At 67.4% G+C, this 20,201-nt stretch carries 18 protein-coding genes; 17 read left to right on the forward strand and 1 reads right to left on the reverse strand.

The genetic code is table 11. The annotated features are described in order from the left end of the window. The first annotated feature begins 373 nt into the window (after positions 1-373). The 9 genes from DELCS14_RS08220 to DELCS14_RS08260 all read left to right on the forward strand — a co-directional run bounded on the left by DELCS14_RS08220 (position 374) and on the right by DELCS14_RS08260 (position 10,191). Positions 374-1,240, forward strand: coding sequence for a p-hydroxycinnamoyl CoA hydratase/lyase (locus DELCS14_RS08220; protein ID WP_013801208.1), 867 nt, complete (start codon positions 374-376; stop codon positions 1,238-1,240). After that, complete coding sequence (locus DELCS14_RS29465; protein WP_013801209.1) at positions 1,237-2,220, forward strand: amidohydrolase family protein; 984 nt, start codon at positions 1,237-1,239, stop codon at positions 2,218-2,220. Before DELCS14_RS08220 ends, DELCS14_RS29465 begins: the two co-directional genes overlap by 4 nt. A gap of 16 nt (positions 2,221-2,236) precedes the next feature. Beyond that, on the forward strand, positions 2,237-3,892 hold the full coding sequence (locus tag DELCS14_RS08230; protein WP_013801210.1) for a class I adenylate-forming enzyme family protein: 1,656 nt from the start codon (positions 2,237-2,239) through the stop codon (positions 3,890-3,892). A gap of 90 nt (positions 3,893-3,982) precedes the next feature. Continuing rightward, complete coding sequence (locus tag DELCS14_RS08235) at positions 3,983-4,714, forward strand: hypothetical protein (RefSeq protein WP_013801211.1); 732 nt, start codon at positions 3,983-3,985, stop codon at positions 4,712-4,714. 147 nt (positions 4,715-4,861) lie between these two features. Then, the gene (locus tag DELCS14_RS08240; protein WP_013801212.1) at positions 4,862-5,332 is read left to right on the forward strand and encodes a LysR family transcriptional regulator; all 471 of its coding nucleotides are present in this window, start codon (positions 4,862-4,864) and stop codon (positions 5,330-5,332) included. A gap of 124 nt (positions 5,333-5,456) precedes the next feature. Next, positions 5,457-5,906 carry an aspartate 1-decarboxylase gene (gene panD, locus DELCS14_RS08245; protein ID WP_013801213.1) on the forward strand — a complete coding sequence of 150 codons (450 nt, stop codon included), beginning with the start codon at positions 5,457-5,459 and terminating at the stop codon, positions 5,904-5,906. 322 nt (positions 5,907-6,228) lie between these two features. Further along, positions 6,229-7,215 carry a tripartite tricarboxylate transporter substrate binding protein gene (locus DELCS14_RS08250; protein WP_013801214.1) on the forward strand — a complete coding sequence of 329 codons (987 nt, stop codon included), beginning with the start codon at positions 6,229-6,231 and terminating at the stop codon, positions 7,213-7,215. Between the two features lie 761 nt (positions 7,216-7,976). Next, complete coding sequence (locus DELCS14_RS08255) at positions 7,977-9,023, forward strand: porin (RefSeq protein WP_013801215.1); 1,047 nt, start codon at positions 7,977-7,979, stop codon at positions 9,021-9,023. 181 nt (positions 9,024-9,204) lie between these two features. Next, complete coding sequence (locus DELCS14_RS08260; RefSeq protein ID WP_013801216.1) at positions 9,205-10,191, forward strand: tripartite tricarboxylate transporter substrate binding protein; 987 nt, start codon at positions 9,205-9,207, stop codon at positions 10,189-10,191. A gap of 372 nt (positions 10,192-10,563) precedes the next feature. Here DELCS14_RS08260 and DELCS14_RS08265 read toward each other — a convergent pair whose 3' ends face one another. Next, the gene (locus DELCS14_RS08265) at positions 10,564-11,385 is read right to left on the reverse strand and encodes an IclR family transcriptional regulator (RefSeq protein WP_013801217.1); all 822 of its coding nucleotides are present in this window, start codon (positions 11,383-11,385) and stop codon (positions 10,564-10,566) included. Between the two features lie 285 nt (positions 11,386-11,670). Between DELCS14_RS08265 and DELCS14_RS08270 the strand changes: the two genes are divergently transcribed. The 8 genes from DELCS14_RS08270 (at position 11,671) to DELCS14_RS08305 (ending at position 20,190) form a co-directional block, all read left to right on the forward strand. Next, the gene (locus DELCS14_RS08270; protein WP_013801218.1) at positions 11,671-12,141 is read left to right on the forward strand and encodes a hemerythrin domain-containing protein; all 471 of its coding nucleotides are present in this window, start codon (positions 11,671-11,673) and stop codon (positions 12,139-12,141) included. A gap of 57 nt (positions 12,142-12,198) precedes the next feature. Then, positions 12,199-13,518 (forward strand): Rieske 2Fe-2S domain-containing protein, encoded by a 1,320-nt coding sequence (locus DELCS14_RS08275; RefSeq protein WP_013801219.1) that lies wholly within the window; start codon positions 12,199-12,201, stop codon positions 13,516-13,518. 2 nt (positions 13,519-13,520) lie between these two features. Then, positions 13,521-14,510 carry an ABC transporter substrate-binding protein gene (locus DELCS14_RS08280; protein WP_013801220.1) on the forward strand — a complete coding sequence of 330 codons (990 nt, stop codon included), beginning with the start codon at positions 13,521-13,523 and terminating at the stop codon, positions 14,508-14,510. Between the two features lie 4 nt (positions 14,511-14,514). Further along, on the forward strand, positions 14,515-15,381 hold the full coding sequence (nadC, locus tag DELCS14_RS08285) for a carboxylating nicotinate-nucleotide diphosphorylase (protein WP_013801221.1): 867 nt from the start codon (positions 14,515-14,517) through the stop codon (positions 15,379-15,381). Positions 15,382-15,430: 49 nt separating this feature from the next. After that, a complete protein-coding gene (locus tag DELCS14_RS08290; RefSeq protein ID WP_049801487.1) occupies positions 15,431-16,369 on the forward strand; it encodes a PDR/VanB family oxidoreductase in 939 nt (312 codons plus the stop codon). Next, a complete protein-coding gene (locus DELCS14_RS08295) occupies positions 16,366-17,565 on the forward strand; it encodes a Gfo/Idh/MocA family oxidoreductase (protein ID WP_013801223.1) in 1,200 nt (399 codons plus the stop codon). The genes DELCS14_RS08290 and DELCS14_RS08295 overlap by 4 nt, the downstream gene beginning before the upstream one ends. Positions 17,566-18,568: 1,003 nt before the next feature. Further along, positions 18,569-19,831 carry a Rieske 2Fe-2S domain-containing protein gene (locus DELCS14_RS08300; RefSeq protein ID WP_013801225.1) on the forward strand — a complete coding sequence of 421 codons (1,263 nt, stop codon included), beginning with the start codon at positions 18,569-18,571 and terminating at the stop codon, positions 19,829-19,831. A 74-nt stretch (positions 19,832-19,905) separates the two neighbouring features. Further along, positions 19,906-20,190 (forward strand): DUF2798 domain-containing protein, encoded by a 285-nt coding sequence (locus DELCS14_RS08305; RefSeq protein WP_013801226.1) that lies wholly within the window; start codon positions 19,906-19,908, stop codon positions 20,188-20,190. Positions 20,191-20,201: the final 11 nt, after the last annotated feature.

Below are 20,201 nucleotides of genomic sequence, written 5' to 3' on the forward strand. Positions count from 1 at the left end.
GGCTGCAGCTCGATCGTGTGTCGCGCAGCGCCGCGAGCGTCCGGGTTTTCCCGAATCGTTAGGGATCAAAGCATATCAATATGTGGACCACTTTTCCGCATAGAAAGCCCCCTAACAATCCATGTGCTCGCCTAAAATTGAGTCTGTGCTAGCGCAAAGAAGTCTGTCTACGTCTCGAAAGTGAGTTGTCGCCAGGCCAGGAAGATATGTCCAAATAGTGGACGTTGTTCCGGATTGCGCAAGCCGATCGTCGGAAGCGCTGCGTGCCTTGGTGTGCGGATGCTTCGAGTGAATGGTCCGTCGGTGCATCCACATAAGGTGGGCGTCCCGATCGGCGGCGCCTCGCGATGGGCGTCACACAGGAGTGCCGATAGTGGAAAAAAAGACAATCGAGGAGACAAGCGAAGCTCTCCAGTTCTCGACGCTTCAAGTGGAGCGCAACGTGGGTGGCGACGGCATCACCGTCCTCACCTTCAACCGCCCCGAGAAGCGAAACGCGATGAATCCGCTGCTGCATCGCGAGGCCACCGCGGCGCTCGCGAAGCTGCGCTACGACGACGCCACGCGCGTCGTCGTCATCACGGGTGCCGGCAAGGCGTTCTCGGCAGGGAATGACCTGAAGGAATTCGGGCTCGACCTGCAGAACAAGCCGCAGGAGTACGACGAGGTGTTGCGGCTGGCCGTCGAATGGCGCGGCCGCACGCTGCGCCAGTTCCCCAAGCCCACGATCGCGATGGTGAACGGCTACTGCTTCGGCGGGGCGTTCTCCATCGTCGAAGCTTGCGACCTCGCCTTCGCTGCCACCGATGCCGTCTTCGGCCTCTCGGAAATCAACTTCGGCATGTTCCCCGGCGGTTCGGTGGCCAAGTCGATGGCGAATCTCCTGAGCCCCCGCGATGCGCTCTTCTATGGCCTGACCGGCAGGAGCTTCGACGGCGCCGAGGCAGCCAGGATCGGACTGGTCAACGGTGCGGTGCCGGGCGCCGATCTCGCGGCCCACACGCTGGCCGTGGCGGGCGAGATCGCGCGCAAGGACCCGGAGGCCCTGAGGGCCGTGAAGGAGTCCTACCGCTTCGCCCTCGGGTCCGAGTGGGACGCCTCCATCAGCTACACCGCGGCGCGCGAAGGTGCCCTGATGAGGCTGCGCGAGGCGAACCGCACCGCGGACATCTCGTCCTTTCTGGAAGGCAAGTACAAGCCCGGCATCGAGGACAGCACCACCGCGAGGAGCAAGGAATGATCTGCGACGCACACGTGCACACCTGGCGCTTCCCCGACCACTACGACGTGGACGTGGTGAGGGGCACCCTGCCGCCCAAGCGCAGGGACATGGGCGAGGAAGAGATGAAGCGCATCTTCGACCTGCCGATCGAGAAGTACATCGAGGAGTCGGCCGGCTCGGGTGTGGAGTTCGCGGTGTTGCTGGGCGCCGATGCGCACAACGAGATCGGTCTCGAGACCACGAACGACTACCTGGCTTCGGTGGTGCGCAAGCACCCGCGCCGGTTCGCCTGCGCGTGTTGCGTGAACCCGACCCTGGGGGCCGAGGCCGCGGACGAAGTGCAGCGCTGCGCGCACGAAGGCGCCGTGGCCGTCGGCGAGCTGACGCCGTCGATGACCGGCTATCGCTTCGACGACCCGCGCTGCGATCCGGTATGGGAAGCCTCGGCCGCACTGGGCATGCCGATCGTGGTCCATGCGGGACCGAGCGAGGGCCCGAATGTGGACCTGCGCCTGGGCGACCTGACCGCAGTGGACGTCGTGGCCCGCAAGTTCCCGAAGCTGAAGATCGTCATCTGCCACATGGGCTATCCCTACTTCGACGAGGCCATCCACCTGCTCGGCAAGCACCGCAACGTCTTCGCCGACGTGTCGCAGCTCCAGGCGCTGGCCGGCATCGACCGCAGGACGCTCAAGGCCGGCGTGCCGGTGGTAGAGAACCCGTTCTTCAACTGGGTTTACCCGATCTCGGGGTACTTCTCCAAGATTTTCGGTAGTCCCGACAAGCTGATCTGGGGCACCGACTTCCCCGCTGGGCGTCCCTCGACCTGCATCGCGGCCATCCGCGACTTCAACAAGTACGCCGAGCGCTTCGGCTTTCCGCCAGTCCCGCAGGTCCACCTGGACCGGATCCTCGAGGACAACTGGCGCAACGTCTTCTCCCGCATCCGGCTGGACGACGACCGCCCCAACGACGAGCAACCCCAGCCCCTGGTATGAAGAGATGAGCGAATCCATGCAGACCCAGAAGAACCTTCCGAACCCGTTCCGCAACGCCACGCTGGCCGGCGCGCTGAGCGCGGCGTCCCAGAAATGGCCGGATTCGGCCGCCTACGTCATCGGCGACGAAAGGCTCACCTTCCGCGAGGCCGCCGAGTCGATGTCCCGGGTGGCGCGCGGCTTCATGGCCGCCGGCATCAAGAAGGGCGACCGCGTGGCGATCTGGATGGCGGGGTACCGTGAGTGGCTCGAGTCCTTCCTCGGCCTGGCGGCCATCGGCGCGATCGCGGTGCCGGTCAGCACCCGCTTCTCGGTGCCCGAGCTGGCGCACGCGCTGGCGCGCGCCGAGGCGCGCGGCATCGTCTACCACACCGAGGTCGTCGGCTCGAAGGACTACGAGTCCCGCCTCGTCGAGGCGCTGAGTGACCGCAGCCGATCGGCGGCCGGCAAGCCGCTCGGCGACTCGCTCAACCTGCGCATCTCGGTGGGCAAGTCGGAGCTGCCGAACGCGATCACGTTCGCCGAGATGATTGAGCGCGGCGCGGCCATCAGCGACGATGCCTACGCCGCCGCGTTGGCTTCCGTGACCTCCGAGGACCCGCTGATCCTGCTGTTCACCTCCGGCACGACTTCGCTGCCCAAGGCGGCCGTGAGCCTGCACGGCGGCCAGCTCGGCGGCTCCGCGGCGTTCTTCGAGCGCCTGAACCTGCGCCACGGCGACCGGTTCTTCTGCCCGCAACCATTCTTCCATGGCGGCGGCGTGCTTGGCCTGTACAGCCCCATCGTCTCGGGCGCCACCGTCGTGTTCCAGACCTACTACGACGTCGACGCCGCGCTGGAGGTGATGGTGCGCGAGAAGTGCAACGTGACTATGGGGCACCAGCCCCACTACATCGAGTACTTCTCGAGGCCCGACTACCAGCGGGCGTTCGCCGCCGTCGACCGCGCCTGGGTGATCGCGCCCAAGCACATCATGAAGCTCGTGCATGAGAAGACCGGGATCGCCTCGGTCTTCAGCCCCTACGGGGCGACCGAGGCGAACGGTACGTCCTGCGCCTTCGACGATCCGATGGAGGCCCGGCTTAACACGGTCGGCAGCGCGCTGCCCGGGGTCACGGTCGGGATCCTGGATGCCTCCGGGGACGGAAAGATCACGCACGCCTACCCGACAGGCGAGGGCGAAGTGTGCCTGAAGAGCCCGTACATGATGCGCGGCTACTGGAACGACCCCGAGGCCACGGCGGCGGTGATCGACAAGGACGGCTGGTACCACACCGGCGACCTGGGGCGCGTGGACGAGCACGGGCGGCTGCACCTGCTCGGCCGGGTGCGCGAGACGATCCGGGTCGGCGGCGAGAACGTGACCAGCGCCGAGATCGAGGCCGCGCTGCTCCACTGCAAGGGCGTGAAGCAGAGCGTCGCCGTCGGCGCGCCCGACGAGCGCCTGGGCGAGATCATCGTGGCGTTCGTGGAGGCGCAGGAAGGCGTCAAGCTCGACGCGGAGTCGCTGCGCGAGGAGCTCAAGCCCAAGCTGGCGCGCTTCAAGATCCCTCACTGCCTGGTCTTCCAGAAGGAATGGCCCATGACGGGTAGCGGAAAGATTGCCCGCAAGGAACTCGAGGCCGCGGCCGCAGTCGTCGCCGCGGAGCGCCAGAGCGCGGTGACCTCGTAGCGCGAGGCCGCACCGAGAGCACAACGACAACGAGGGCCGCGGTCATCCCGATCGAGGCCTCGGCGATAACCCACAAAGGAGATATTCACCATGACGTCTGCATCCGACACCCTGCGGCTTGGAGTCGTGATCCTCGAGTACGACGGCGCCGTCGAGACGCTGGACCTGCCCGATCCGTTCAATGCGCCGATCCCGCCGGGCATCATGCCGGGGCTGTTCCAGCGTCGCGACTTCTGGCCCGTGCCCACGGCCTTCGCGGTGGCCCGGGGTGCGATCGGCGGGGGCGATGCCATCCTCGAGGGCAAGCCGGAAGCGATCGCCGGCATCGCCGCGGCCGTAGGCCGTCTGGCGCCCCACTGCGACCTGATCGTGGGCGGCAGCGGATACATGTACGCGGCGCGCAACGCCGTGCGCTCCGACAAGCCCGCGCTGCTCAGCGGCGTGCAGTTCCTGTCCAACGCGCTCGAGACCAGCAGCAAGCCGGTGGGCATCCTGACCTACGACGCGCCGTCCACGCACAAGATGCTCGCGGACCATCCGGAGTACGACCGGCTTCGCATCGTGGGCATCGGCGAGTTGCCGGGCTGGGCAACCTTCCGGCGCAAGGACGCGCTGCTCAGCCAGCCCGTGACCACCGAACAGATTCGCTCCGAGCTGATCGAGATGTGCCTGGAGGAGCGCCGCACGGGAGCCTTCAAGGACATCGGATCGCTGGTCCTGGAGTGCACCGCGCTGCCGCAGTTCCGGACCGACCTGGTCGCGGCTCTGAGGCTGCCCGTCTGGGACATTGCGGCAGTCGTCCGATCGATGATCGGCGAGTGACCGCAGGTTTACCGATCCTCCGACCTGGAAATTCGATGACTCACTAGTGCAACGCGGACCGAGTGCAGCACAGGTACGCGCAGTTCCCCGGATCTGCGCGTCGTGTTCCTGACAAACGCAAGCCAAGGCCGCATCCATCGACCTGAAATGAACGCCAACATCGCAAAATTCGATCTTGTCTCCGTTCGGCTGGCTGTGCTGTGCGCGGATACGAAGACGCTCTCTGCCGCTTCCAAGCGCGCCTGCTGCTCGCTCTCGACGGCAAGCCACCGGCTGACCGCGCTCGAGGATGCCGTTGGAACGCAGTTGTTCGTGCGCGGCCGCCGCGGATTGAAGATCACCGAATCCGGCGAGATCTTCGTGCGCCAGGCCCGGGTGATCCTCGAGCACATCCATCAGCTGCAGACCCAGTTCGCGTACGCGGGATCCCCGAAGCTGGCCTTCAAGTCGGACATCGCGCTGTCGTCGCCGCAACGCGCCGCGTGGCATGCCGATGTCCGGAGCACGCCAGTTCGCCCGGCGCCGCGCGACGATGAACTGGAGTGCGAGCCGGTGCAGCCATCGCCCGGCACCGCATTTCCGCGAGCGCAGCCCGTCGTCTGGAAGAGCCTCGCGTAGGCGCGCAAGCCTCGGCGCCCCCTGGGCGCGGCGGCGCCCCGCTGCGCGCCGGCCCGTCACTTGGCGGCCACGGACGTCGCGGGCGCCGATCCACACATTTCCTCAGACCCAAGGAATCCGCCCCATGTTTCGCACCCTGCTCAAGTCGAAGATCCACCGCGTGGCGGTCACCGATTGCGAGCTGCACTACGAGGGCTCGTGCGCGATCGACGAGGACCTGCTTGACGCCGCAGGTATGGCCGAGAACGAGCAGGTCCACATCTGGAACATCAACAACGGGGAACGCTTCGTCACCTACGCGATCCGCGGCGAGCGGGGCACCGGCCTCATCTCGGTCAACGGGTCGGCCGCGCGGCGGGCAGCGGTGGGCGACCTGATCATCATCGCGGCCTTCGCCTTGGTGCCGGAAGACCAGGTGGCTGGCCACCAGCCCAAGCTGGTGTTCGTGGATGGCGCCAACCGCGTCCGGGAGGAGCGCGCGCAGGTGCCGCTTCAAGCGGCATCCGCCGAAGCGCTCAGGCGCTCGGGCGCGCGCCTCGTGCAGGACGCGCCCGACAATTTGGCCATCAGCTAGATGGCATGTGGCGCCTTCCTTCCGCGTCTCCCGATGTCCAGCGTCGGCGCGCGCTCCGCACGCGGCGCAGCGCCCGCCGCGGCGGGCCACGCGCCGACCGGGCGCGAAGCGGGAGGGCTGCTGAGCGGGCGGTCGAAACCCGCGTGCGCGTGCGCTGTGGGTTGGGATTTGCCGAACATCGCGTGAACCCTCATGCGAATGGTTAGGCCCCTACCTAAGCTAGGGGGTACTGGCGACCTCGTCGATGCTCAGCGGCTTTCCGGCGCCGGCAAGCTTGCGGTGTTGGCGCGCCATCGATAGTTCATTGACCATAGGAGACAAAATGAGATCCACCCTACGAAGATTCGCAGCGCTCGCCCTGGCGGGGCTGCTGGCGATGGCCGGCCCGGCTTCAGCCCAGACCTTTCCGTCGCAGCCCATCCGGCTGATCGTTCCGTCCGCGCCCGGCGCGTCGACCGACATCCTGGCGCGGCTCCTGTCGCGCATCGTCCAGGAACAAACGGGTGCCACGGTGGTCGTCGACAACAAGGCTGGCGGCGCCAGCACCATCGGCGTCGGGATGGCGGCGCGGGCAACGCCCGATGGCTACACACTGGTCGTGGCCCACCCCGACGCCCTCTCGATTCAGCCCGCGCTGCGCAAGGATATCCCGTACAAGGCCGAGCGCGACCTCGAGCCGATCGCGATGATCGCGGAGACGAGCTGGATATTCGTCGTCAACCCGAAGGTGCTCCCCAACGTCAAGACCATGAAGGATCTGGTGGATCTGGGCAAGGCCAAGCCGGACCAGATCAAGTATGCATCGCCGGGCATCGGGACCTCGGGCCACCTCGTCGATGCCATGCTCGGACTGCACGGCAATGCGAAGTTCTTCCACGTGCCGTACAACGGCGCCATGCCTGCGACGCTTGCGGGTCTGTCCGGCGAGGTCGATTTCCTCTCCTCGACGCCGGCCACGCTCGAGGTCTTCCTCAAGGACGGCAAGCTGCGCGCGCTGGCATTCACCGGGGCTCAGCGCTCTTCGGTTCTGCCCGATGTTCCCACGATGATCGAAAGCGGCTTCCCCGACTTCACCGCGTCGGCCTGGTTCGGCATCTTCGCTCCCGCCGGGCTGCCTGCAGGCCGTGCGGCCCAGTTGGAGAAGATCTTCACCGATGCCATGCGGACGGACGAGTACCAGAAGAAGATGGCCGCCCTGGGATTCGAGAAGCGCAGCATGAACCGCGGCGAGTTCGCCAAGTTCCTTGCCACCGATTCCACGCGCTGGCGCGGCATCATCGATGCCGTGAAGGTCATCCTCAAGGAATAGCAACTGAGCGGCTTGAAGGGGCCTTGGCAGGGGGCCTGGCGTCGTTCTGCCGTGGGCCGCGCACGACACCGGGCGCTATCGCCGGTGGCGCATGCGCGGCAGGGCGTTGGTGCCGCCTCCGCATCAGGGCTGACATGTCGTGCCGTGCCCCGGGCCAGTCCACTCAACAGCGTCCAAACACAATCTTCCTGTCGGTCTCGTGTGCTGCGGGCGTCATCACCATGCATGCCAGTGGGGCGCGCAGCGACGTTGCGCGGTGCGGACTCGCCAGGAACACTCAACTCGCCGCGGCGCGCATCGCTGCTGCCACGTACCCGGGCGTGGTGCCCGGGTCGCGTCGGCGGAGCGTCGATCTGCTTTTGACGCCGCAGTCGCTCACTCCGCACTGGGCGTGCGGCTTGTCCGCCACTGCTCGCGCTGGCCCATCTGACTTCCCGCTCGGAGCGCGCTGCCCTGCACGTTGCACAGGTCGCTGCCATGGCACACCCCACGACCTGGCAGAGCCACCCCATGGTCAGCGCTCGAACCGGCCTGCGCCGCGGAGCACGTGCGCATCGAAGGCACCCGAGACGTCCCTGGCGCGGCCCATCGGCAAAGCCCTGCAGCACGTTCAGCGCATTGCGGTGTCAGCCAATCCAGACACTGTGGGTTGCGATTTCCCGAACATCGCGTGAACCCTCATCGCGTCCATGGGGCGTGTTTGTACCTTAGGAGGGATGGGCTTTCGCTTAGTTCCCTAATGATAACCACGGAGATGTCCAATGAATAAACCCTCGCTGCTCGTACTGTCTCTCACCGCGCTGTCCGGCGCCGCTTTCGCCCAGTCGTCGGTGACGCTGTTCGGCGTCGTGGACGCCAACATCGGCTACGGCTCGGGCTCGGTGGCCAGCCGCACCTCGCTGTCCGGCAGCGGCCTGAACAGCAACCGCCTGGGCTTTCGCGGCACCGAGGACCTGGGCGGCGGCCTGGCCGCCTCCTTCTGGCTGGAGGCTGGCTTCAACGTCGACACCGGCACGGGCCTGAGCACCAACACCAACAACCAGGCCTCGGGTGTGACGCCCGCCGGCGGCCTGACCTTCAACCGCCGCTCCACCGTCTCGCTGTCGGGACCCTGGGGCGAGGTGCGCATGGGCCGCGACTACACGCCGCAGTACTGGAACCTGGGCTACATGGACGTCTTCGGCAACGTGGGCGCGGGCTCCGCGCTGCCGGCCACGATCCCCATCACCGGCCCCACGGCGGTGCGCGCCTCCAACTCCATCGGCTACCTCTCGCCCAAGGTGCTCGGCGGCTTCGCGGTGCAGGTGGCGCACTACCGCGGCGAGAACGCCAGCGGCGCGGCCAACTCGGGCGATGGCACCGGCGGCGGCGTGCGCCTGACCTACGACAACGGCCCGCTGACCGCCGGCCTGGGCTGGGGCCGCACCAAGTACGCGGCCGGCGACACCTACCAGCGCAACGTGCTGCTGGGCTGGGACTTCGGCGTGGCCAAGCTGTACGGCGGCTATTCGCGTGACGCGGCGGGCTCGGTGAACGCCACGGGCCACTCGCTGGCGGTGAGCGTGCCGGTGGGGGTGGGTGAGTTCAAGGCGGGGTACTCGCGCTACAAGACCGACGCGGCGGGCAGCCCGGATGCGAAGAAGCTCGCGATCGGCTACGTGCACAACCTGTCCAAGCGCTCGGCGCTGTACGCGACGCTGGCGCACGTGACCAACAGCGGCGGTTCGGCGCACGCCCTCAATGGCTCGATCACCGCGCCCAACGGCTCCTCGCGCGGCGTGGATCTGGGCTTCCGCCACGCGTTCTGAAGGTGCGGGCTCGGGGCTTGCCTTGCGCTCGCCCCGGGCCGGCCTGGCAGGGGGCGCCTGCGCGGGCCTTCGCTGCGACCACGTCGCGGGGGACTGATGCCAGTACGGCGATGGGCCGGCGGCTGACATCACGCGGGCAATGGCCGCGTTCAGCTGTATCGACGCTCAATCTGGAGACAACATGAAGTTTTCTTTCATCCGTCGTGCCGTGATTGTGGGGTGGAACCTGTTGCTGGCGGCGGTCGCCGCCACCGCCCAGCCCTCGCAGGCCTTTCCGTCGAAGCCGATCAAGATCATCGTGCCCATCGCCGCGGGCGGTGCCACGGATGCGCAAGCGCGCGCCATGGCCGATCTGCTGAGCAAGCGACTGAACAACCCGGTGGTTGTCGAGAACCGGCCCGGCGGCAACTTCGTGATCGGTAGCGTCGCGGTGGCCTCCGCGCCGCCGGACGGCTACACGATCGGTTGGGCCCTCTCGGCGGCCATGTCGCTGAACCCACTGCTGTACAAGACCCTGCCGTACAAGCCGGGCGACTTCCAGTTCCTGGCACCGGTGTCCAAGGGCCATCACGTGATCGCGCTGCCTGCCAGCGCAAAGCCCAATACGCTGGCCGAATGGATCGCGGAAGTGAAGGGGAGCGGCAAACCAGCGGCGATCGTGGTGTCCAGTGTCGGCGGCACCACCCATCTGATGGCCGAGGACCTGGGGGAACGGGCCGGCTTTTCGGTGGAGCCGGTGCTGTACAAGGGCCAGGGCCAGGCCGTGCTCGACCTGATCTCCGGGCGGGTACCTGCGATGGCCGGCGTGGTGGCCAGCGTGCTGGACCTGTACAAGACGGGCAAGGTCAAGATCCTGGCCATTTCTTCGGAGACGCGGATTCCTGAGCTTCCAGAAGTTCCGACTTTCAGGGAGTCGGGCTATGACCTCGTGGCGACCTACTGGAACGGCGTCGTAGCACCGGCAGGAACGCCTACGCCGATCGTGGACAAGCTGTCCGGCCAGATCCGCGAAGTGGTCGCGTCGCCCGAGTACCAGGCACGCATATCGTCCGTGCCGGACATGCACATCATTGTCGGGCCGCCGCAACTCCTGGGCGCAATGATCAGGGAGGACGCCGCGTTCTGGTCGCGCATTATTCGGAGCCGGAACATCCAGATCGAGCAATGAGATGTATGCCTGCCGTGCGCGAGACCGCGACCGCCGAGCGGGGCTTTGTCGAGTGCAGTTGCGTCCGGGAGACGCCCGGGACCAAGAAATGCAGTCAGCGGTGAAACCAAGTACTGTCCTTTTCAATGCTTGAACAGAATCAATGGGTTAGCGCAGGGGTGCGATCGGGCTGCAGGGTGCATGAAACCTCGGTTTTCTCGAAGACCGACGCCGCAGGATCTGCAGGCGGGCATAGCAAAGCAATGAGATGAATCTCGTTCTTGACGATGGCGATCGGCACGTAGGTGGGCACCGCAGCGAGGTCAGGGCGCCGATGCGCCGGGCGGGCGGCGCGCACGAGACGTCGCCCCGTGCGCCCTTTCCACGGCCGCGCTACAGCTGCGTCACTTGCGCCAGGGTCTGCTCGATCTCGGTGATCTCGGCGCGCAGCACGTCCACCATCTGGGCCTGTCGATCCGAGGTCATGCGGCTTGCGATCGCGGCGATGGCGATGCCCGCGAACGGATGGCCGTAGCGATTCACGATCGGCAGGCCGAGCGTGATGGCCGCTGCCGTGCCGCGCTTGTTCAGCGCGTAGCCGAGCTGCCGGGAGCGCTGCAGCAACTTCATGGCCGACGGCACGGTGAGCCCATGCGGGCCCAGCCGCCTCGCGTTGGCACAGACGATCTCGTCGACGGCCTCGGGGGACAGCGGCAGCAGCAACGCCATGCCGGTCGCGCCGACGCCGAGCGGTGCGCGGGCGCCGAGCTCCACCATCAGTGCCTTGATCGGAAAGCTCCCTTCGACGCGGTCGATGCACACCCAGTCGTAGCCGCTGCGCACGGACAGGAAGACGGTGTCGCCGGTCTGCTCGGCGATGCGCTGCAGCGAGGGTCGGCAGATGTCGCACAGGTTGAACTGCGGTGCGGAGGCGAGGCCGAGCTCGAAGATCAGGGGGCCGAGGAAGTACTGGTGCGAGTCGGGCACCTGCATGAGGAAGCCCTCGTCGACGAGGCACTTGAGGATGCGGTGCGCGGTGGGCCGCTGCAGCCCGGACTGCTGCACGACCTCGGTCAGGCGCATGCCGGTGCTGCTGCGCGAGGCGACCAGCTTGACCAGTTGGGAGGCGCGCTCGATGGTCTGGGTGCCGGAGGACTTGGCGGCGGCGACGGGGGCGGCTCGCCGGCTCCCTGGGATGCTACGGGTGCGGGGCATGGGGTGTCCAAGATGTGGAAACTTCTTTTCAAGGCGTGTTCTACCACATGGCGAAAGCGGCGGCTCCCATTGCAGGCGCCGACCGACCGCCGGTTGGGTGCGCGCTGCCGCGGGTGCCCGAAGGCTGCAGCGCGGGGGGGGGGCGCATGGCGCAGCCGCCTCGATTCCCCTCGCGTTGCGCGGCCATGCGGTGCATGCGCGGCATCAGGGCTTTCACGGGGGAGCGTTGAGTTCTGTCAAATGCCAGCGATATAATTAGGAAACTAACATTAATGATGCGGCACGATGTCAACGAACCCCACTGAAACCCGTGAGCTGAACTGGCACGACGGCCTGGTGCTGGGCTTCGCCCCGATGGATGCGGTGCACGAGGAATTCGTGACGCTGATCGGAGCGGTCCGGCACGCGCCGGATGCCGGCGTCGCGGCCGCGCTCGACTGCCTGGCGGACCACACCCGCGACCACTTCAAGGCCGAGGACGACTGGATGGTCGAGAGCGGCTTCCCCGGGCAGGCCTGCCACAGCGCCGAGCATGCCGCGGTGCTGCAGTCGATCGAGGGCGTGCGGCGCCGGGTCGCCGGCGGCGAGTTCGCCGCCGCGCGGCGGCTGGCAGACGAACTGTGCGCGTGGTTCCCCGCGCATGCCGACTACCTCGACTCGGCGCTGGCCCACTGGATGGTCAAGCGGCGCTTTGGAGGCAAGCCGATCGTGCTTCGCCGTCAGCTGGCTCCCCAGGCCTCCGAGATGCGGGCCTGAGCCAGCGTCCCCACCCTTCCCGTTTTTTGTATTTTTTCCCTACCAGCGAGACCCCCCATGTTGACCCAAGAAGAGAACGACCTGTTGTGCCGCGTCGAAGGCGATGCCCCGATGGGCCGGCTGATGCGAGAGCACTGGACGCCCGTGTGCCTGATCGAGGAGGTCGGCGAGCTCGATGGCGCGCCGGTCAAGGCGCGTGTGTTCGGCGAAAGCCTCGTCGTGTTCCGCGACAGCGAAGGCCGGGTCGGCGTGCTCGACGAGGCCTGCCCGCACCGCGGCGCCTCGCTGCTGTACGGCCGCAACGAAGAGGGCGGCCTGCGCTGCCTGTACCACGGCTGGAAGATGGACGCCGACGGCAATGTGCTGGAGATGGTCTCCGAGCCAGCGTCCAGCGGCATGGTCGACAAGGTCAAGCACAAGGCCTACCCGGTGAAGGAATGGGGCGGCATGGTCTGGGCTTGGTTCGGCGCGGCCGACGCGGTCCCCGAGTTCCAGCCGCCCGCCTGGGCGCCGACCGCGGACACGCGCGTCAGCATCGCCAAGGTGCTGCTGCCCTGCAACTGGGCGCAGGTCCTGGAGGGAGCGATCGACTCGGCGCACAGCTCGAGCCTGCACTCGTCGGACATGGTGCCGGCGCGTGTGGACGGCGCCAAGGCCACGGACAAGACGTGGCTGCGCCCGTCGACGGACAAAGCGCCGCGCATGCAGGTGCAGCGTACCGGCTTCGGCTTCCGGTATGCCGCCCTGCGCAGGCCGATCCAGAACGCCGCGACGCACGAATACGTGCGCTCTACCGTCTTCGTGGCACCGGCGACCGTGCTGATTCCGCCGAACAACCTCTACAACGTCGCCAACGTCAACGTCCCGATGGACGACACGAACACGGCGTTCTACTTCATCGCCTGGGGCCATCCGGCGCAGACGCCGGAGACCGAGACCTGGCGCAAGTTCTTGCGCCAGACCGTGGGCATCGACCTCGACGAGGAGTACCGGCCGCTGCGCACGATGGCGAACAAGTTCTGGCAGGACCGCCAGGCGATGAAGGCCGGCAATTTCACCGGCATCAGCGGATTCCCGAACCAGGACGTGGCGATGTGGCTGACGATGGGGCCCATCGCCGATCGCTCGAAGGACCGGCTGGGTGCCAGCGACCTGGCAATCGTCGAGTTCCGCCGCCGGATGCTCGATGCGGTCCGGGATCACCAGAAAGGGGAGGCCGCGATCGGCACCGGCAAGGATGCGATCCCGGCCACGGTGTGCGCATTCCAGGCCGTGGTGCCGAAGTCGACCGACTGGCGCGCGCACGAGGTGAGCTATGTCTGGCAGGGCGGCGAGGACCAGCCCGAGCTCGAACCGTCGTACAACGTGAAGGCCTGATCGTGAGCAAGCTCCAACTCTCCGTCGCCATGGGCGACTACGACCGCACGCGCGCGCTGTACGACGGTCGGGTGCAGATCGACGGCGTGGACCCCGTGTACATGCTGCTCAACCCCGAGGAAATGTTCTTCCGCTCGATGCGAAGCATGGACTTCGACATCACGGAGCTGTCGTTCTCGAGCTACCTGGTGAAGCATTCCCGCGGAGAATGCCCCTACATCGCGGTGCCTGTTTTCCTGTCGCGCGCCTTCCGCCACACGTCGATCTATGTGCGCAAGGACCGCATCAAGCGGCCCGAGGACCTGAAGGGCAAGCGCGTCGGCCTGCCCGAATACCAGCTCACCGCCAACGTGTGGGCGCGCTCGATCCTCGAGGACGACTACGGGGTGAAGCCTTCGGATATGACGTGGGTGCGCGGCGGCATCGACACGCCTGGGCGACCCGAGAAGGTGAAGCTGCAGCTGCCGCCCGATGTCCACGTCGAGCCGGCGCCCGAAGGCACGACGATCTCGGAGCTGCTCGACCGCGGCGAGATCGACGGCTTCATCGGCCCGCGCCCGCCGAGCAAGCCGGTGCTGCGCAATCCCCACGTCGGCTGGCTGTTCGACGATCCCACGGCGGTGGCGAAGGACTACTACCGCCGCACGGGCGTGTTCCCCATCATGCACGTGGCTGCCATCCGCAAGGAGCTCGTGGAGCGCCATCCCTGGCTGCCCAACGCGGTGTTCAAGGCCTTCAGCCAGTCCAAGGCAGCCGCGCTGGAGCTGCTGTCCGACACCTCGGCCACCAAGGTGACGCTGCCTTTTGTCGAGGAGCAGCTCAAGGCGGCCCGTGAAGCCATGGGTGAGGACTACTGGTCGTACGGCGTGCAGCCCAATCTCCGGACGCTCGAGATGTTCGTGCGCCACCACCACTCGCAGGGCCTGTCCGCGAGGCTGATGCCGGTGGAGGAACTGTTCCATCCGTCGACCTACGAGAGCTACAGCATCTGAGCGCATGATCCTCTTCGAGTACAACGAGAGCCTGGAGCAGGCGCTGCAGCGCAATGTCCGCGATGCGCTGATGGAGGATATCGGCCGGGCCGACTGGACCGCCATGCTGGTGCCCGACGGCCGGACGATGTCGGCCCGCGTGGTGGCCAAGGAGGACGCGGTGCTGGCCGGACAGGCCTGGTTCGAGGCCTGCTTTCGCGCGCTCGATCCGCAGACCGCCATTTCATGGGGAATCCAGGACGGCCAGCGCGTGCGCGCCGGCGCCGAGGTCTGCCGCCTCACCGGCAACGCCCGTGCGCTGCTGTCCGGCGAGCGGGCGGCGTTGAATTTCCTGCAGATGCTGTCAGGGGTGGCGACGGTCACGCGGACCTATGTCGACGCGCTGGCCGGCGTGTCGCCCAACCCGCGGGGCTGTGCCTTGCTCGACACGCGCAAGACGCTGCCCGGCCTTCGCCAGGCCCAGAAGTATGCGGTGCGCACGGGCGGAGGCAGCAACCACCGCATGGCGTTGTGGGATGGCATCCTGATCAAGGAGAACCACATCGCTGCGGCCGGCGGCATTCGCGAGGCGCTGGAGGCGGCGCGTGCGCTTGACGCCGGCGTGGCGGTGCAGGTGGAAGTCGAGGACCTGGAGCAGCTCCAGGCCGCGCTGGACGCCGGCGCGGCGAGCATCCTGCTGGACGACTTCACGCTGGAAGACATGCAGCGGGCATGCACCCTCAACGCCGGACGGGCCGTGCTGGAGGTGTCGGGAGGGGTGGATCTGCGCACCTTGCGCGACATCGCCGCTACCGGCGTTGACCGCATCTCCAGCGGCAAACTGACAAAGGACGTGCGGGCCATCGACCTCTCGATGCGCTTCGACACATGAACCGGAGACAACCAACGTGAGCACCATTCAGAACCATGCGGACACGCCGATGCCACTGCGCATCGATCGCATCCACGATGTCGCAGAGGGTATCCGCTCCTTCGAGCTCGTGCAGCCCGATGGCTCGGCGCTGCCGGCCTTCACGCCGGGGGCGCACATCAAGGTGCAGGTCCCCAACGGCTTGCTGCGCAAGTACTCGTTGTGCAACGACCCGGAGGACCGCCACCGCTACGTCATCACCGTCAAGCGCGAGGCGCAGGGGCAGGGGGGATCGCTGAGCCTGTGCGACGACGCCAAGGTGGGCGACACGCTGCCGACCTCGGTGCCCGACAACGCCTTTCCGCTGGTGGAGGGCGCCAAGCGCTATCTCTTCATCGCCGGCGGCATCGGGATCACGCCCTTCATGTCGATGATCCGCAGCTTCGGCGAACTTCCGCCCGCCCCATGGAAACTCTACTATCTGTCGCGCGCGGCGGAGACGGCGGCATTCCTGGACGAGCTGCGGGCGCCCGAATACAAGGGCAAGGTGCATGTCCACCACACCCATGGCGATCCGGCCAAGGCCTTCGACCTGTGGCCCCTGTTCGAGCAGGCCACCGACACGCATATTTACTGTTGCGGCCCCCGCCGCCTGATGGACGAGGTGCGCGACATGACCGGCCATTGGGCCAGCAAGTACGTGCATTTCGAAAGTTTCAACGAAGGTGGCGAGGTGCGACCGGACGACCAGCCTTTCGCGGTGAGCCTGGCCAAGACCGGCGAGCGCTTCGACGTGCCGGTGGGCAAGAGCATCCTCGCCGTGCTGCGCGAACACGGATGCACCGTGCCGGCGTCCTGCGAGAGCGGCACCTGCGGCACTTGCCGCACGACGCTCGTATCCGGCGAGGCCGATCACCGCGACATGGTCCTGATGCCCGACGAGCTGGACCACCAGATCATGATCTGCGTGTCGCGCGCCAAGGGCGCGGAACTGGTGATCGATCTGTGAGCGCGCCGCCCGTCCCGAAAGTTCGCCTCGCGGTGGCCGGCCTCGGCCGCGCCTTCTCCCTGATGCTGCCGACCTTCCTGGCGGACGGCCGCGTCGAGCTCGCGGCCGCGTGCGACCCGCGGGAAACGGCCCGCGCGCAGTTCGCAAAGGACTTCGACGCGCCGGTGTTCGAGGACATCGCGCAAATGGCGGCGCAGCCCGGCATCGATGCCATTTACATCGCGAGCCCGCACCAGTTCCATGCATCGCACGCCTGCATCGCGGCGGCGCATGGCAAACACCTGCTGGTGGAAAAGCCGATGGCGATCACGATGGCCGAGTGCGACGAGATGGTGCAGGCCTGCGAGCGCGCCGGTGTCCATTTGATCGTCGGCCATTGCCACAGCTTCGACACGCCCTACCTGCGAACGCGTGAACTGATCGACAGCGGCGCCTACGGCGACGTCCGCATGATCCAGGCCCTGAACTACACGGACTTCCTGTACCGGCCTCGGCGCCCCGAGGAACTTCGCACCGAGGAAGGCGGCGGCGTGGTGTTCAGCCAGGCGGCCCACCAGGTCGACGTCGTGCGCCTATTGGCGGGGCGGCGGGCCACGAAGGTTCGGGCCGTGCTGGGGCAGTGGGATCCGGTGCGCCCCACGGAGGGCGCGTACTCGGCGCTGTTGTGGTTCGAGGGCGGTGCGTTCGCCACCATCGGCTACAGCGGCTATGGCCGCTTCGACTCCGACGAATGGTGTGGCTGGATCGGCGAGATGGGCCAGCGCAAGGACCCCAACGCCTACGGCCAGGCCCGGCGCAAGCTGGCGGCGGTGGCTTCGGCCGAGCAGGAGGCGGCGCTCAAGGCGGCCGGTACCTACGGTGGCCCGGCCTGGACCGCACCGGCGGCGAGCCCGGCGGTGGCGCACCAGCACTTCGGGCCGCTGATCGCCAGTTGCGAGCACGCGGACCTGCGGCCGTTGCCCGATGGGGTATGGGTCTACGGCGACGCACGGAAGGAACTTCTGCCCCTGCCTGCCGCCAGCGTGCCCAGGTTCGAGGTCATCGACGAGCTGGTCGGTGCCCTGCGGCATGGCAAGAAGCCCGTGCACGATGGCCGATGGGCCCGTGCAACGCTGGAAATCTGCCTGGCGCTGCTGGCTTCGTCGCAGCAGGGGTGCGATGTGGCCCTGACCCGGCAGGTAGGGCTGGGCGAATGAGCGCTCGCTGACTCCCGGCTCGAGGCCTCCGGGGGCCCCGGGGGCCTTGGCCCGTGGCCCTCTCCGGCCGCTTCCGGGATCCGGTTCCGGCGCCAGTCACGCGGCACTTCCGCCTTGAGCGGCCCGCGCGAGGCTCACCGCGCCGGGGCATGTGGCGCCGCCCCCTTGTGGACGGTTGGCGGCCTGGAGACGCCGAAGGCCTTCCGCCTTGAAGCCACATGGCTGCTCGGCGATTCCCGCACCTCGCTGGCCGCCGACGTCACGTCCTGTGGAAGGGTCGGCGCGGCCGGGCCCGGCGTCGGACGCCCCTCTGCGCACAGGCCGCGGCGCCTCGGGCAGGTCTGCGGGCAAGACCGCCGCCCCGTCGCGAGGCGGCGCGCGGCGCTGTGGAACAGGGCCGCTCCAAGGCGCGTGGCTTCGGGGGTGGGCGATGGGCTGGCGGCGCGCGGCGAGCCCGCGCGGGATGGCATCGCCCACGGGGCCGATCGAACCCGCACGCAGCGTCGCGTTCCAGGGCGTGGCATGACGACAGACACGCTTGCGAGCGGGCGAGCGCTGCGCGCTCCTCGTCGGGCGCCACGGAATCCCATTCACCCCCCTTGAAGTCGCCTTGTCGGTGTTCCGCCCGCCGACGAGCCTGTGCCGGCGTAGGGCCTGCGTCCGTCCCGGCCGCTCCGGCCTGTCCCGGCGCGAAGCGCTCTGGCCAATCAAGGCCATGCCCGGGACATCGGCCTTGGGCCTGCGCGCCGCATGGCGGCTTCCCGCCGCGCTCCCATCGGTTGGCTCGAGGTCGGCGAGCGCCTGCATGTCGGGGCTGCGACCGGCGATCGCTCTAGCCGTTTGACCTGTATCAAGAAGCGCCCACATTCGCGCGGCCACGGGGGTACCGGCGGTGCCCGCCGTGTTGACACCATCCCGCGCGACCGATATTGTTTTGTTAGACGCCTAACAATAATTTCCACGGTGGCGTGTGGAGCAAGCAACTACATGAAGGAGAACCCCCATGCTGACGAAGGAAGAGAATGAACTGATGTGCCAGGTCGAGGGCGATGCGCCGATGGGTCAGATCATCCGCCGCCATTGGATCCCCGCCTGCCTGTCCGAGGAAGTGGCCGAGCGAGACGGCAAGCCCGTCAAGGTCCGCCTGCTCGGTGAGGACCTGGTGGCGTTCCGGGACAGCGACGGCAAGGTCGGCCTGATCGACGAGAAGTGCCCGCACCGCCGCGCCTCCCTGGTGTATGGCCGCAACGAGGAGGGCGGCCTGCGCTGCCTGTACCACGGCTGGAAGCTGGACGCGTCCGGCAACGTGGTCGACATGCCGTCGGAGCCGGCAGCCAGCGAACTCAAGCACAAGGTCAAGCACGTGGCCTACCCGACGCTCGAATGGGCGGGGGTCGTGTGGACGTACATGGGCCCGGCGGACGAGCAACCCGAGTTCCAGCCTCCGCCGTGGGCACCGAAGGCCACCACCAAGGTCAGCATCGCCAAGATCATCATTCCCTGCAACTGGGCGCAGATCCTGGAGGGCGCCATCGATTCGGCGCACAGTTCGAGCCTGCACAGTTCGGACATGGTCCCGGCACGTGTGGACAGCGCCAAGGCAACTGCCGTCAACTGGCTGCGCCCATCGACCGACAAGGCGCCGCGGCTGCAGTGCCAGACCACGGGGTATGGCTTTCGCTACGCCGCGCTGCGCCGCCCGATCTCGGGCGCCGACGCGAACGACTACGTGCGCCTCACCGTGTTTGTCGCCCCGTTCACCGTGTTGATCCCGCCCAACGACTCCTACAACGTGGCCAACGTGAACGTGCCGGTGGACGACACGCACACCGCCTTCCACTTTATCGGCTGGTCTGACACGCCGGAGAATCTGCCCGACACCGAGACGTGGCGCAAGTTTCTTGGGGCGCAGGTCGGCGTGGACCTCGACCCGGGTTTCAAGATGCGGCGCAATACCGAGAATTTCTTCTGGCAGGACCGCCAGGCGATGAAGTCTGGCAACTTCACCGGCATCCAGGGCATTCCCAACCAGGACATCGCGATGTGGGTGACGATGGGCGCGCTCGCGGACCGCGACAAGGACGTGCTGGGCGCGAGCGATGTGGCCATCGTCGAATTCCGCCGGCAGATGGCCAAGGCGGCGAAGGAGTTTCAGGAGGGCGCGCCCGCCATCGGAACCGGCTCGAACCGCGTGACGCTCGGCGTCCGCTCCTTCCAGCAGATCGTCCCCAAGAGCACGGACTGGCGTTCGTTGGGAATCAACTAGACCGAGGCCCCTCGCGCACGGCCCGGCCCCGCGGCCGGGTCCGCGGGGGCAAGCGGCACAACCCCGGTGTGTTCATGAACAACGAAGCTTCTCCTCCAACGGAACCGTCGCGCACGGTCTTCGGCTTTGCCAAGCTCCCCTCCGCCTACGCGGCCTGGGTGATGCCGTTCCTGCTGTCCGTCCTGATGACGTTCGTGGTGTCGGCCGTGGCGACCTTGCGCAGCATCGGCCCGGCGCATGGCTTCCTCGCCATCTGGTTCAGCGCATGGATCCTTTCGTGGATCATTGCCTTTCCAACACTGCTGTTGGCGCTGCCACTGGTTCGCAGAGCCACGGCAGCGCTGGTCATGCAGGAGTGACCGTCCGATCG

The sequence above is a fragment of the Delftia sp. Cs1-4 genome, from assembly GCF_000214395.1.
Classification (GTDB): domain Bacteria; phylum Pseudomonadota; class Gammaproteobacteria; order Burkholderiales; family Burkholderiaceae_C; genus Comamonas; species Comamonas acidovorans.